This is a genomic window from Desulfosarcina cetonica JCM 12296 (assembly GCF_001311845.1).
Lineage (GTDB): Bacteria > Desulfobacterota > Desulfobacteria > Desulfobacterales > Desulfosarcinaceae > Desulfosarcina > Desulfosarcina cetonica.
Genome location: NZ_BBCC01000176.1, coordinates 1 through 12,685 on the forward strand (window position 1 = coordinate 1; position 12,685 = coordinate 12,685).

Here is a 12,685-nt window from a genome sequence, read left to right on the forward strand (position 1 = left end):
CCGGCATGGGCACTGGCTGAAGATACGCGGCCCGGGTATAGCCGGCATAATCGGCCACCAGGATTTCGCCGCCCCAGATCGACCCGTCCGGCCCCAGGCCGGTACCGTCGAAAGCCAGGCCAATCACCGGTGCGTCGATCTGGTTTTCGGCCATGCAGGCGGCGATGTGGGCGTGATGGTGCTGCACCGCCACAACGGGAATATCACGCAAGGTTCGCGCGTAGCGCGTGCTCAGATAATCCGGGTGCAGATCGCAGGCCACGAACTCGGGCGTGATGTCCAGGATGCGTTTAAGATGGTCGATGGTCAGGCGGAAGAATTCCTCGGCGGCACGGTTTTCCAGGTCGCCGATATGCTGGCTGACAAACGCCTGACGACCCCGGGTCAGGCAAATCGTGTTCTTCAGCTCGGCACCGCAGGCCAGAACCGACGGCACGGCATGCTTGAGAAAGACCGGTACCGGCACATACCCCCGCGAGCGCCGGATGGGACGCCTCTGGCCGGCGCTGTGGCGCACGATGGAATCATCGCTGCGCAGGATGATGTCGCGGTCGTGGACCAGAAAATCGTCGGCGATATCGCCCAAGCGGGCAAAGGCCTCAACGTTGTCGATGGCGATGGGCTCGTCACGCAAATTGGCACTGGTCATGACCAGGGCGACGAACCCGGCATCCATCAACAAATGATGGAGCGGCGCATAGGGCAGCATGATACCGAACCAGGGATTGCCCGGCGCAACGCCGGTGGCAATGGCCGTCTCCGCCCGCTTGCGCAAAAGGACGATGGGCCGCTGAATCGACAGCAACAGATGGTCTTCCTCCGGCGCCACCCGGGCGATGGCGCGAACGGCATCCAGATCGTGGCACATCAGGGCGAAGGGTTTTTCCTCACGGTGCTTGCGCCGGCGCAGGCGCGTGACCGCCTCGGCATTGGTGGCATCCACGGCCAGGTGAAATCCCCCCAGGCCCTTGACCGCCACGATGTGTCCCTGGCGGATGCGCCGGATCGCCTCGGCGATGGGATCGTCCACGGCGAGCCCCCTTCCCTTGGCGTCGCACAGGCTGACCCTTGGACCACACACCGGGCAGGCATTGGGCTGGGCATGAAACCGGCGGTTGGCCGGATCGTCATATTCCGCCTGGCAGGCGGCGCACATGGTGAAATGCCGCATGCTGGTCTTGGGCCGGTCGTAAGGGATGTCATCGATGATGGTGTAACGCGGACCGCAGTTGGTGCAATTGATGAAGGGGTAGCCGAAGCGGCGGTCGGCCGGGTCGCGCATTTCCGCCAGACAGTCATCGCACACCATCACATCCGGCGAGATAAGCGTCGCCCGGGTGGCGTCCGCCCGGCTTTTAACGATCGAGAAGGTGATGAAACCATGCAGGGGCGCGGGCGTGCGGGTCACCTCGACGATCACCGCCAGGGGCGGTTTTTTAACCGAAAGGTCGTCCACAAACCGCTCGATGGATAAAGCCGGGCCTTCCAGAACCACGCCGACACCGCTGGCCGTATTGGCCACTTCGCCATTCAGGCCATGCTGGCGGGCCAATTGATAGAGGAAGGGGCGAAAGCCCACCCCTTGCACAATGCCGTTGATCGAAAGGCGGGTTGCCGTGGGTTGGTCGGTCATGGGCAGTCGGCCGGACCTATCCGTTGTCCGGATCCAGGTTGTCCATGAGAGCGGCGGCTTCGCGCAAGAGCTGGATGGATTCCAGGGCGGCGGCTTCGTCGAGCTTCTGGATGGCGAACCCGGCATGCACGATCACGTAATCGCCGACGATGACGTCATCCAGCAGCATCAGGCTGGCCTGGCGCCGGACGCGTCCACATCGATGGTGGCCATGCCGCCTTCAACCGTGATGACTTTGGATGGAATCGCGAGACACATCGCGGTTTCAAGCCCCTTCCTTTTCCGTATAAACCACGCCCAGGCGGTCCAGTTCGGCCAGGACCATGCGGATCCCATCGTCCAGCCGGCCGGCGATGGTGTCGCTCAGGTCCACGGCAAGCGTGGTGATATCCTTGGGTTCGACCCCGACGATCACCGTTTCGGGGACCTTGTCGAGTGCCTGGCAAAGGGTCAACGCTTCCAGAAAATCGATCTGGTGCAACGAATTCTTGGCCCGGATCCGCTCGGGAATGGCTTTGCCATCGATGCGATATAGATCCCCCGGCCGGCCGTGATTTTTGATGACATCGACGACGATCAACTGGTCGGCCTCGGCGATAATGCCCATCAGATTGATCCCCAGCACGCCACCGTCAACCACCGAGACATTGTCGGCAAACACGTAGCGGTCCTGAAGTGCTTCCACCACACGAATGCCGAATCCTTCGTCGCAAAAGAGGATGTTGCCCACCCCCATGATCATGACATGTTCTGCGTTCATTGGGCAATCGTTGCGGTTTGAGACGGCGGGTTTCCATGCCGACGGTCTTTCATTGGTAACACCAAATCCATACGGGTTCAAGGTTGACAGTTTCGTAAAAAGCAGCCTACCCCGTCTTACGGGGAAATATCCAGGTGCAGGAAGTCACCCATTGTGGGTCACTTCCTTGGACGTGGGTTAGAGCACCTTGAACCGATAGACCGCATTGGCGTCCGGATCGATCACATGCACCGCGCAGGCAATGCAGGGATCGAAGGAGTGAACGGTGCGCAGTACTTCCAGGGGTTGCTTGGGATCCGCAACGGGCGTGCCGATAAGGGCCTCTTCCACCGGGCCGAGCTGGCCTTTTTGATCACGGGGGCCGAAGTTCCAGGTGGAGGGCACCACATACTGGTAATTGCCGATCTTGCCGCCCTCGATTTTGATCCAGTGCCCCAGGGCGCCGCGCGGCACGTCGTTGAGCCCCACCCCCATGGCACTGTCCGGCATTTCGTAGGGTTCATAGGTCTTTTTGTCGCCGCCCTTGATGTTTTCCACCAGCTCCATGATCCAGCCTTCCATGGCATCGCCGACGGCGACGGTTTCAAGCCCTCGAGCCGCCGTCCGGCCGAGGGTGGAAAAGAGGGCGGTGGCCGGAACGCCCAGCTTCTGCAGGGTGCTGTCCACCAGCGGCTTGATGTCTCCATGCCCCTTGCCATAGGCAATCAGCACCCGCGCCAGGGGGCCGACCTCGCAGGGGAGGCCTTCGTAGCGCGGCGCCTTAATCCAGGAGTATTTGCCGTTGTCCGGTTTGTACTGGGGATCTTCCTCAACCGGCTTGGTTTCGCCTTCATAGGGGTGCCGGGCGGGACCGTCCAGGTACCAGGCACGGGTCACTTCCTCGGTCACCTTTTCCTGGTGGGCCATGTCGATCTTGGTCAAATCGCGTTTCTTGATGATGCCGCGGGGCAGGTAGAGGCTGTCCGGTTCGGCATCACCACCCGGAAAATCGCCGTAAGCCAAAAAATTGGTGGTTCCACCAATCCCGCCCCAATCCTTGTAATACGACGCCACGGCCAGAATATCCGGGATATAGACGTTTTTGATGAAATCCTGGGTTTCCTTGTGGATGTACAGAAATTCGGCGATACGGTCCGCCGTCAGGTCGGCAACACAGGTGACGCCACCCACCACCAACGACTGGGGATGCGGATTCTTGCCGCCGAAAATGGCATGCATCCGTGCCGTTCGGGCCTGCAGGCGAAGGGCTTCGATGTAATGGGCACAGGCCATCAGGTTGGCCTCCGGCGGCAGCTTGTAGGCCGGATGCCCCCAATAGGCGTTGCTGAAGGGTCCCAGCTGGCCGCTGTCCACAAAGGTCTGGATGCGCTGCTGAACCTGACGGTAATAGGCCGCGCCACCCGCCTTGGCATTGCTGACGTTGTCGGCCAAAGCGGCCGTCTGTTTGGGATCGGCCTTCAACGCACTGAGAATATCCACCCAGTCCAGGGCATGCAGGTGGTAAAAATGAACCAGATGGTCGTGCTGGTACTGCGCGCCGTGGAGCAGGTTGCGAATGATACGCGCGTTCTTGGGAATCGTCAGACCGACGGCGTTGTCCACCGCCCGGACCGATGAGACGGCATGCACGTAGGTACACACGCCGCAGGATCGCTGGACGAAATGATGCGCGTCCCGCGGATCGCGGCCTTTCAGGATCAGCTCGATGCCGCGGAACATCTGCCCCGAGCTCCAGGCATTGACCACCTTGCCGCCGGCGATCTCCACCTCGATGCGCAGGTGCCCTTCCAATCTGGTAATCGGATCAACAACGACTCGCTTACCCATATACGGCCTCCTTTATTCGTTAAAGGAATTGTGACGGATTCGTAAAAAGCAGCCTACATCTCTTCATAAAATGGCGACATTCGATCCCAGAAGTTCGGCTGGCTGCAACCGATGCAGGGGTGCCCCGCCTCCACCGGCCAGCTGGTACCGTCGTTGAATTTGGCGACCGGGCAGTTGTTGTACGTTTCCGGCCCACGGCAACCCATCTTGTAAAGGCAATATCCCAGGGCGGCCTCTTCACTGCCAAAGGCCTCCACAAACTCTTCATTCTCAAAATGGGAACGCCGGGGACATTGATCGTGAATGGTTTTGCCGTAGGCGAACAAGGGGCGTCCGTTGGCATCCAGGTCGGGCAGTTTTCCCAACAACAGGTAGTTGACCACGGTTCCCACCAGGTTGATCGGGTTGGGTGGGCATCCGGGAAGGTTAAGGGTCTTGATCCCCAGAGCCTCGCCCACGCCCTTATAGCCACCGGGATTGGGCGCGGCGGCAGGGATTCCACCAAAGGCGGCACAGGTCCCGATGGCGATAACGGCGGCGGCCTTGGGCGTGACCTCCTTGGCGATCTCCAAAAAGGAACGGCCGCCAACCTTGCCATATCCGCCGTTGTATTTGGTGGCGATCGAACCTTCGACCACACAAATAAATTTGCCTTCGTATTGCTTCACGGCATGATGCAGTTGCTCTTCGGCCTGGTGTCCCGCCGCCGCCATGATGGTTTCATGGTATTCCACCGAGAGGATCTCCAGGACCAGCTCGTCAATGTAAGGATACTGGGTCCTGAGCAAGGCCTCGGAGCAGCCTGTGCATTCACCGAAATGCAGCCAGATCAGTGGTGGCCGTTGGGCCGGAGCGGCAAACACCTCCGCCACCTTGGGGGTATAGGCGACGGAAAGGCCCATGGTCGCCGTAAGCGCGGTACAATACCTCATGAAATCTCTTCGTGAAACGCCCTTTTCCTTCAACCTTTCGTAAAACGATATGTCTTTTTCCATTGGCACCTCCGGATGCGAATGATGGATGGGGATTGAAAAAAAAGAGCCGGGCCACCATGGATCGGCTGTTTATCCGGAAAATCAAACAGCCATACCATGAACGTACCGGCGCATCTTGTTTTTTCCAAAAGGGTTAGGCAAAACAAGCTAAACGACGTTTACCACTATAGGAGGAAGGCCTGGCGCAAGTCAAGGCAAAAAGCCTTTTTTGCTATTGTTAAAGCAGGTTGTAAAAGGTCAGAAGGGCATCTTGGCGCCATGGGAGAAAAGGATTCTGAAAATGAAAAAGCGCCCGCGACAACTGGGGGCGCTTCGTTCAGGATGGGTCACGGGAAACGTCGGGTCAAGCGTTATCCACGCCCGGGTCATCGTCTGAGACCTGGATGTTTTTTTGCAGATCCTTGATGATTCCCTTTTCTTCGAAGCCATCATCGATATCATCGTCTAGCAAATCGTCGACATCCATGGTGCTATCATCACCATCACCATCATCATCATCGCTATCCGTATCCATCAGCAGATCCTCATCCATACTCTCGAACATCTCGCGCTCTTCGAAGAAGAGTTCCGCCGATGTATTGGCCCCGGGTTGAAACAATTCGACGATGGCATCGGCAATTCGCTCCGTATATAATCCCGGGGGATACATGTTATGGGTACGCAGGGCCTGAATCAAGGTGGCGCGGTCCTTCTGCATGGCCGTTTTGATCTTTTCGGCATCATAGGTCTCTTCGCAGAGCAGGGAAAGCATCTCCTTGTCCAGCTCGGCATATTCCTGGATGGAAAGCCGGTCATTTTCGTTATCTAAAAGAACCACATATTTTTGTTTCATCTATATCATCCTCCAACAGCATGTATTCAAGGGGTTATGTGCACGCGAGGATCATCATAAAACCACTTTGATGTCAACCATCATTTAAGACGTTCAAGAAGTAGATGGTTTCTTGAACAAAGCGTTGATAGACGGCCACCCGAAAGAATGACGTGGAAAATGGGCTGGAACATCCTGGGATAAAAGGATTGACGCTGAAGATTCGAAATGATATTGAGCCGAATTACTCCCGTGGAGGGATGGCCGAGTGGTTTAAGGCGGCGGTCTTGAAAACCGTTGAGCGAAAGCTCCGTGGGTTCGAATCCTACTCCCTCCGCCAAGCAATCGTTCATCCATGATCGATGGTCCAATTTCGGAGAGATGGCCGAGTCGGCTGAAGGCGCTCGCCTGCTAAGCGAGTGTGTGGTGAAAGCTGCACCGAGGGTTCGAATCCCTCTCTCTCCGCCATTTGTGAAAAACAGCCCGGCCCATGGCGGCGGGCTGTTTCTATTTGGTTCCCCAGCTCTCATCAAAATCTAAAAACCGCTTGAAAGCAAAATGGTTATTGTTATATTCAAGTACCTTGATGAATATTTACGGTCTATTATGCACCAGTAAAACGTAGAACGCGGAAGAACCAAGGGTAAAAGCGCCGACCATGATCTGCGCTTGTTTCCCGACAGCCGACAGCCTATGCGAAAACGAAACGTCAAGCCGTTTTTCTACCGGATCCTGAGCCTGATCCTGCTATCGATTCTCTTTCCCGGCGTGGCGTTCTGCATGCCCGAGGATTCCCATGGAGAAGCCCCCATTTTCCAAATCCGGGCCATCATCCGGCTCCGCATAGAAGAGGGCGCCGCGGATACGCTGACCTGTCAGGGAGAAACCCTGTGCGGTGTCCAACTTTTGCCGCAAGCCTACCAAAAGCGGGGCTACATGCCCTTATGGGTTCGTGGCACCCAACCCATGCAACACGCGCAACACCTCGCGGACATCATTGGTCGCGCCGACGAGGACGGTCTCGATCCTGGAGACTATCACCAAGCGGCCATTCAAAAGTTAATGGCCGCCATTGCCGAGGAACACGCCGCAAACAAACCGGTGCCCCCGGAATGGTTGGCCGATCTGGACCTTGTCCTCACCGATACCTTCCTGCTTTTCGGCACCCATCTCTCCAGCGGACGTGTCAATCCGGAAACGCTGCACACCGACTGGAAAATCAAACCGGGAACAATTGACCTGATCGCCGCCCTCGAGCGGTTCACGACACCGGGGGCCGACATGGACGCGGTCATCGACGGTCTGCGTCCACCGTATCGTGAATATCATGCGTTGAGAAAAGCGTTGGCCGATCTTCGCGCCCTGGCCGCTGCAAGCGGTTGGCCGCCGGTTACTGAAGGAAGCACGTTGCGCCCCGGTGAACACAATCCGGCCATCGCCACATTACGTCATCGCTTGGTGGCCAGCGGAGACATGGATCCATCACCGCAAGACAGCGATAAACGTCTGTTCGATGCGTCATTGGAAGCTGCTGTCAAACGGTTTCAAAAAGACAGTGGGCTGGAACCCGATGGCGTCGTTGGCCGAAAAACATTTGCCATGCTGAACGTTCCCGTTGAACAGCGAATCCGCCAGGTGGTGATCAATCTTGAGCGCTGGCGCTGGCTGCCACGCAAACTGGGAAATCGCTATGTGATGATCAACACGGCAAATTTCAGGCTCAAGGCCGTCGAAAGCGGCCACGTCGCCGTTTCCATGCGCGTCGTTGTCGGACGCCCGGCTCGCCGTTCGCCGGTATTCAGTGCCAACATCACCTATCTGGTGATCAACCCGTATTGGAACGTTCCGCCGACCATCGCCGCAGAAGACATTCTTCCAGAGCTCAAAAAAGATGTTGCTTACCTTGCCCAACACAATCTCCGCGTCTTCCAAGGCTGGCAATCGGTACCCGGGAAATCGACCCGTGGAGCGTTAACTGGCATGCCTATCATGGCAAACGGCTACCCTTCCGCTTCCGTCAGGACCCCGGTCCCCACAACGCCTTGGGCCGCATTAAATTCATGTTTCCCAACTCGTTTTCCGTGTACCTGCATGACACGCCCCACCGATCCCTGTTCAAACGGGCCCAACGGGATTTCAGTTCCGGCTGTATCCGTGTGGAATCACCCCGGGTGCTGGCCGATTTTGTGCTGGCGGAAGATCCGGTCTGGACCAATGAGAAACTGGACGAGCTGATTAAAAGCGGGGATACAAAGACCATCTGGCTGCGCCATCCCGTGCCCGTCCACCTGCTGTACATGACCGCATGGGCCGATGGAAGCCGCGGCCTGCAATTTCGCAACGACATCTATCATCGGGATGAGGATCTGCAACTGGCCTTGAACCAGCGCCGTCCCAAGCCGTCTGAAATGCTCACCACCGTGATCAAGCAAAAAAGCTAAACAAAGCAGATGGGACTAACCGTGCCAGGTTCGGAAGGCCCCGGTGTCCACATGGACGAAGTCGGATCGCGGGTAATAGCCGACGCCGCCGGCCTGTAGTTTAAGGCATGCCTTGTGGAGCCGCGAGGTGTTACAATCGGGCAGGCGGATATCGATGGCACGCCCCTGCATGTGGTAGCTGTGCCTGGCGACGCCGGAACTCTTTCGGCGTAGCTGGGCATTGGTTTTGGGCGAGCGGTAGCCGCAGATGATGTGAAAGGGTGAGCTGCAGCCGAGCCGCTGATTCACGTCGAAAAGAAGATCCATCAAGCGGGGATCGATGGCCCGAATGCTGCCGGTACGGTGATCCCTCAGGATATGGTTGATTTTTTTCATGGCGCGGGAACTGTAGGCGCCACCCTTGAAATAGCAAACACTGAGACGTTCCTCGGTGTGGGTATTGTAAAACGAAAGGGTGCGGCGGGTTCTGTCCGGATGTAACGCGGCCCACCCGATGGTCGGAACCAGCCAAGCCGCCAGGCCTGCGCCGCCCATTTTCAAAAAGGTTCTTCGACTGCAATGGTTCATCTAGTTCGCTCCAGGCATCTGTAAATCCAGGATGATTCGTTGTCCGTAGCTTTAAGACAGCAAAATCCGTACCTGATGATCGAGGTTATCTTTTTTTAATCTTTCCCTGGTAAGGCGATCGTCTTTTAACCTATCGGTACTTACAAAAATTTATATATTTTTTTCTTCGCCGAATCCGCATCGCCGACGTCGGGTGTATGCTTTCGGTCATCGTGCGGTGCATAACTTGTCAATCCATTGACGGCCGCTAGGGCAGGGTCACACGATGCGCTGAAACTGCTTTTCCAAATCCCTGAGCCGCCAACGAATCCAGATCGGTCGGCCATGGGGGCAGTGCGAGGGATTTTCGCAATCATCCAGCTGTTCCAGCATGGCCTTGATCTGCCCCGCATTCAGCCGCTGATGGGCACGAATCGCATTGTGACAGGCCATCACCATCAGGCACCCGTCCATGAGGCTATCGGCATCGCTGCCCACGCCGATATCGGCGGTTTTCTCCACCAGTTCGGTGATCATCGCCGGAATCGTGGCGCTTGCCAACAGCGTCGGAATCGCCTTGACCACGAAGGTGTTGCCGCCAAACGGTTCGATCTCAAGGCCGTAAGGCGCCAGCTGCGGTACCAGCTTTTCCAGAATCTGCGTCTCGCGGAATCCCAGATCGATGGTTTCGGGAATCAGCAGGCGCTGTGAGGCGGGCGTTCGCTGGCCGGCCTGCTGTTTGAGCTGTTCATAAACGATACGTTCGTGAGCCGCATGCTGATCGATAAGAATCAGACCATCGTCGGACTCACAAAGGATATAGGTCCCCTGGTATTGTCCGATGATGCTCAGGTCCGCGAAAAAGCGCCGTTTCCACAAGGGCGTCTGGCGCAGGGACGGCGCCATCGATGCCGGGTCGGGTACCGCCGGCGGTGAAGCAACGCTATCCTCTGCCGGTGCGGATGCCGAGGCAGCGGGTGCGCTTTTGTCGAAACGCGATTCAACGGCCGCCGGGATGGCTTCGTTGCCAAGCGGTGTCGCGGCCCGGTGAGGATCGCTTCCTGGCGGCGTCCCGTAATCCAAAGACCGCTCGGCAACCGCCGCTAGTGGCGGAACCGGTGCAGCCGGCGCCCCCTCATCGGTTGACCAACGGGTCGGATCCGATTGCCGCAACGCTGTCGCGACCGCTTCGCGAACGGTATCGTGGACCTGCTTCTGGCGGACAAACCGGATTTCATGCTTGGTCGGATGCACATTGACATCCACCTGATCGAAAGGCACCGTGAGGAAGAGCACGGCCACCGGGTACTGCCCTTTCATCAAGCGGCCGCTGTATCCGGCGAAGAGCGCATGCTGCAGCACACGGTCCCTGACCCAACGGCCATTGACGAACAGATAGATTCCCCGTGCCGTGGAACGGTTCATGCGCGGGGTGGCCACCCACCCGCTGACAGCGACATTTTCATCTCCCCCCGCCACCTTGAGGAGTTCCTTCTTGACGGCGGCCCCCAGCACATCGGCAACCCGGTCGGTGGGATCGTCGGCCGGCACCCAACTTTTGATCGTGCGCTGGTTGTGCGTCAGGCGAAACTGTACCGCCGCCCGGCAAAGGGCCATGCTGGCAATCGTATCGGCAATATGACCCATCTCGGTTTCGACACTTTTCAGAAATTTGCGCCGCGCAGGGGTGTTGTAGAACAGATTGGCGACACCGATCATGGTGCCGGCCGGCGCGCCGACGTCGGCAACGCTGTTGATTCTTCCTCCGGCGACCTCGATCTGGGTTCCCGCGTCGGCATCCGCCACGCGGGTCACCAGACTGAACCTTGAAACCGCGGCAATGCTGGGCAAGGCCTCCCCTCGAAAGCCCAGCGTGCTGATGGCAAATAAATCCGGATCCTTGGCGATTTTACTGGTCGCGTAACGCTCCAGGCATAACAGGGCATCATCCCGACCCATGCCGTGGCCGTTGTCCGCCACGCGGATCAGCTTGCGCCCCCCCTGCTCAATCTCCACCATGATGCGGGTGCTGCCGGCATCAATGGCATTCTCCACCAGCTCCTTGACCACGGAGCCGGCCGTTCCACCACCTCGCCGGCGGCGATCTTGTTGGAGAGGATTTCCGGAAGGATACGGATCTTGGCCATTGATGCGCGGGTCTTTACCTTGGGAAATTTGTTTTCAGCGGATATTGGCTACACACCGGTGGTCTTGAAACTACGTGCCAGATACTCCGCCTCCATGGGTGTCAGGTTGAATTTCAGGCAGGCCGCCTCGATGAGCTGCTGTCGGCTCTTGGCGGCACCGCATCGCTCTTCCTCGGCAATCCATTTAACGGCTTTGCGCAAGCTTTCGCCTTCGGGTTGGATGGTGGTCATGGCAACCTTTCTGCGCGCCCGATTCAGAGCGGCGGTTTTTTGAGGTGAATACCGGCCTGGATTTCGAACTGCCGGGCGATGCGGAAAAGCATCGCTTCGTTGAAGTGCCGTCCCATGATCTGCAAACCGATGGGCAGGCCGTCATCGGAAAAACCGCAGGGCACCGACAGGCCGGGAATCCCCGCCAGGTTGGCCGACAGGGTGAAAATATCCGACAGGTACATGGTCAACGGATCGTCCAGGGTCGCGCCGATGGGATAGGCCGGCGTCGGTGCGACCGGTGAAAGAATGGCGTCGCAGGACTCGAAGGCCTGCTCGAAATCGTTGCGGATCAGGGTGCGGACCTGGGACGCCTTGCCGTAATAGGCATCGTAGTAGCCGGCGGAAAGGGCGTACGTGCCGATAATGATCCGCCGCTGCACCTCGGGGCCGAACCCCTGGGAGCGGGTGCTGCGGTACATCTGCATGAGGTCGTCCGGGTCCTTGTCGCGAAATCCATATTTGACGCCGTCATAGCGGGCCAGGTTGGAACTGGCTTCGCTGGGGGCGATGACATAATACGCCGCCACGGCACGATCCGTGTGGGGCAGGGAGACCTCGATACAACGGGCGCCCAGCGCTTCGATGGTCTTGACCGCCGCCTCGATGGCGCGTCCCACCTGGGAATCCAGACCCGGGGCGGCGCTGTACTCTTTCGGGATGCCCACCACCACGCCGGCAAGCCCATCCGTGGGGATGTCGGCAAAGCGGGGAACCGGTTCCGGCACCGAGGTGGAATCCTTGGGATCATGTCCGGCAATGGCGTCGAGCAGAATGGCGCAATCGGTCACGCTTTTGCCCAAGGGGCCGACCTGATCCAGGGAGGAGGCGAAGGCCACCAGACCGAACCGCGATACCCGGCCGTAGGTGGGTTTAACCCCGACCACCCCGCAATGGGAGGCGGGTTGGCGAATGGAGCCGCCGGTGTCCGATCCCAGGGCGCCCAAACACATATCCGCGGCCACGGCGGCAGCGGAGCCGCCGCTGGAGCCACCGGGAATGCGATCCCGGTTCCACGGGTTGCGGGTCACCTGGAAACGGGAATGCTCGGTCGTGGAACCCATGGCGAATTCGTCCATGTTCAGCTTACCGACAATCACCGCCCCCGCGGCCTTCAGCCGGGCAATCACCGTTGCATCGTAGGGCGGAATGAAATTCTCCAGGATCTTGGAGGCACAGGTGGTCCGCAGCCCCCGCGTGCACAACAGGTCCTTGATGCCCAGGGGAATACCGGTCAGCAGGGGTGCGTCGCCGG

At 58.5% G+C, this 12,685-nt stretch carries 11 protein-coding genes, 2 tRNA genes and 2 pseudogenes; 5 read left to right on the top strand and 10 right to left on the bottom strand.

The features are described 5' to 3' along the window. The 6 genes from hypF to JCM12296_RS26965 all read right to left on the bottom strand — a co-directional run. A partial coding sequence (hypF, locus tag JCM12296_RS26940) for a carbamoyltransferase HypF (RefSeq protein ID WP_054699650.1) occupies positions 1 to 1,633 on the bottom strand: 1,633 nt, incomplete at its 3' end. A 16-nt stretch (positions 1,634 to 1,649) separates the two neighbouring features. Beyond that, positions 1,650 to 1,802 (bottom strand): HypC/HybG/HupF family hydrogenase formation chaperone, encoded by a 153-nt coding sequence (locus tag JCM12296_RS49500; protein ID WP_306304137.1) that lies wholly within the window; start codon positions 1,800 to 1,802, stop codon positions 1,650 to 1,652. A gap of 96 nt (positions 1,803 to 1,898) precedes the next feature. Then, on the bottom strand, positions 1,899 to 2,393 hold the full coding sequence (locus tag JCM12296_RS26950) for a HyaD/HybD family hydrogenase maturation endopeptidase (RefSeq protein WP_054699651.1): 495 nt from the start codon (positions 2,391 to 2,393) through the stop codon (positions 1,899 to 1,901). Between the two features lie 177 nt (positions 2,394 to 2,570). Continuing rightward, on the bottom strand, positions 2,571 to 4,220 hold the full coding sequence (locus tag JCM12296_RS26955) for a nickel-dependent hydrogenase large subunit (RefSeq protein ID WP_054699654.1): 1,650 nt from the start codon (positions 4,218 to 4,220) through the stop codon (positions 2,571 to 2,573). Positions 4,221 to 4,273: 53 nt separating this feature from the next. Then, positions 4,274 to 5,215, bottom strand: a complete 942-nt coding sequence (locus JCM12296_RS26960; protein WP_054699656.1) for a hydrogenase small subunit — start codon at positions 5,213 to 5,215, stop codon at positions 4,274 to 4,276. A gap of 343 nt (positions 5,216 to 5,558) precedes the next feature. Further along, positions 5,559 to 6,047 (bottom strand): hypothetical protein, encoded by a 489-nt coding sequence (locus tag JCM12296_RS26965; protein WP_054699658.1) that lies wholly within the window; start codon positions 6,045 to 6,047, stop codon positions 5,559 to 5,561. 233 nt (positions 6,048 to 6,280) lie between these two features. Here JCM12296_RS26965 and JCM12296_RS26970 point away from each other — a divergent pair. The 5 genes and pseudogenes from JCM12296_RS26970 (at position 6,281) to JCM12296_RS26985 (ending at position 8,467) form a co-directional block, all read left to right on the top strand. After that, positions 6,281 to 6,366, top strand: a tRNA-Ser gene (locus JCM12296_RS26970). Positions 6,367 to 6,401: 35 nt separating this feature from the next. Continuing rightward, positions 6,402 to 6,494: transfer RNA gene (locus JCM12296_RS26975), tRNA-Ser, on the top strand. A 312-nt stretch (positions 6,495 to 6,806) separates the two neighbouring features. Further along, positions 6,807 to 7,943, top strand: a pseudogene (locus tag JCM12296_RS26980) (L,D-transpeptidase family protein); the annotation flags it as partial. Continuing rightward, positions 7,862 to 8,173: pseudogene (locus JCM12296_RS50905) on the top strand (L,D-transpeptidase family protein); the annotation flags it as partial. The pseudogenes JCM12296_RS26980 and JCM12296_RS50905, both read left to right, overlap by 82 nt. Positions 8,174 to 8,197: 24 nt before the next feature. Further along, entirely contained in the window at positions 8,198 to 8,467 is a 270-nt protein-coding gene (locus JCM12296_RS26985; RefSeq protein WP_054699662.1) for a hypothetical protein, read from the top strand. A gap of 15 nt (positions 8,468 to 8,482) precedes the next feature. Here the strand turns inward: JCM12296_RS26985 and mepK are convergent, their stop codons facing one another. The 4 genes from mepK to gatA all read right to left on the bottom strand — a co-directional run. Further along, complete coding sequence (mepK, locus tag JCM12296_RS26990; RefSeq protein WP_054699664.1) at positions 8,483 to 9,034, bottom strand: peptidoglycan L,D-endopeptidase MepK; 552 nt, start codon at positions 9,032 to 9,034, stop codon at positions 8,483 to 8,485. Positions 9,035 to 9,292: 258 nt separating this feature from the next. After that, positions 9,293 to 11,083 (bottom strand): DNA mismatch repair endonuclease MutL, encoded by a 1,791-nt coding sequence (mutL, locus tag JCM12296_RS26995; RefSeq protein WP_054699666.1) that lies wholly within the window; start codon positions 11,081 to 11,083, stop codon positions 9,293 to 9,295. A 125-nt stretch (positions 11,084 to 11,208) separates the two neighbouring features. Continuing rightward, positions 11,209 to 11,391 carry a hypothetical protein gene (locus JCM12296_RS27000; RefSeq protein ID WP_054699668.1) on the bottom strand — a complete coding sequence of 61 codons (183 nt, stop codon included), beginning with the start codon at positions 11,389 to 11,391 and terminating at the stop codon, positions 11,209 to 11,211. 23 nt (positions 11,392 to 11,414) lie between these two features. Further along, a partial coding sequence (gene gatA, locus JCM12296_RS27005; RefSeq protein ID WP_054699670.1) for an Asp-tRNA(Asn)/Glu-tRNA(Gln) amidotransferase subunit GatA occupies positions 11,415 to 12,685 on the bottom strand: 1,271 nt, incomplete at its 5' end.

Bases quoted from the DNA above. Each gene is read 5' to 3' on its own strand.
- JCM12296_RS26965 (WP_054699658.1), bottom strand. From the start codon at position 6,047: ATGAAACAAAAATATGTGGTTCTTTTAGATAACGAAAATGACCGGCTT.
- JCM12296_RS49500 (WP_306304137.1), bottom strand. From the start codon at position 1,802: ATGCTGCTGGATGACGTCATCGTCGGCGATTACGTGATCGTGCATGCC.
- JCM12296_RS26960 (WP_054699656.1), bottom strand. From the start codon at position 5,215: ATGGAAAAAGACATATCGTTTTACGAAAGGTTGAAGGAAAAGGGCGTT.
- JCM12296_RS26950 (WP_054699651.1), bottom strand. From the start codon at position 2,393: ATGAACGCAGAACATGTCATGATCATGGGGGTGGGCAACATCCTCTTT.
- JCM12296_RS27000 (WP_054699668.1), bottom strand. From the start codon at position 11,391: ATGACCACCATCCAACCCGAAGGCGAAAGCTTGCGCAAAGCCGTTAAA.
- mepK (WP_054699664.1), bottom strand. From the start codon at position 9,034: ATGAACCATTGCAGTCGAAGAACCTTTTTGAAAATGGGCGGCGCAGGC.
- JCM12296_RS26955 (WP_054699654.1), bottom strand. From the start codon at position 4,220: ATGGGTAAGCGAGTCGTTGTTGATCCGATTACCAGATTGGAAGGGCAC.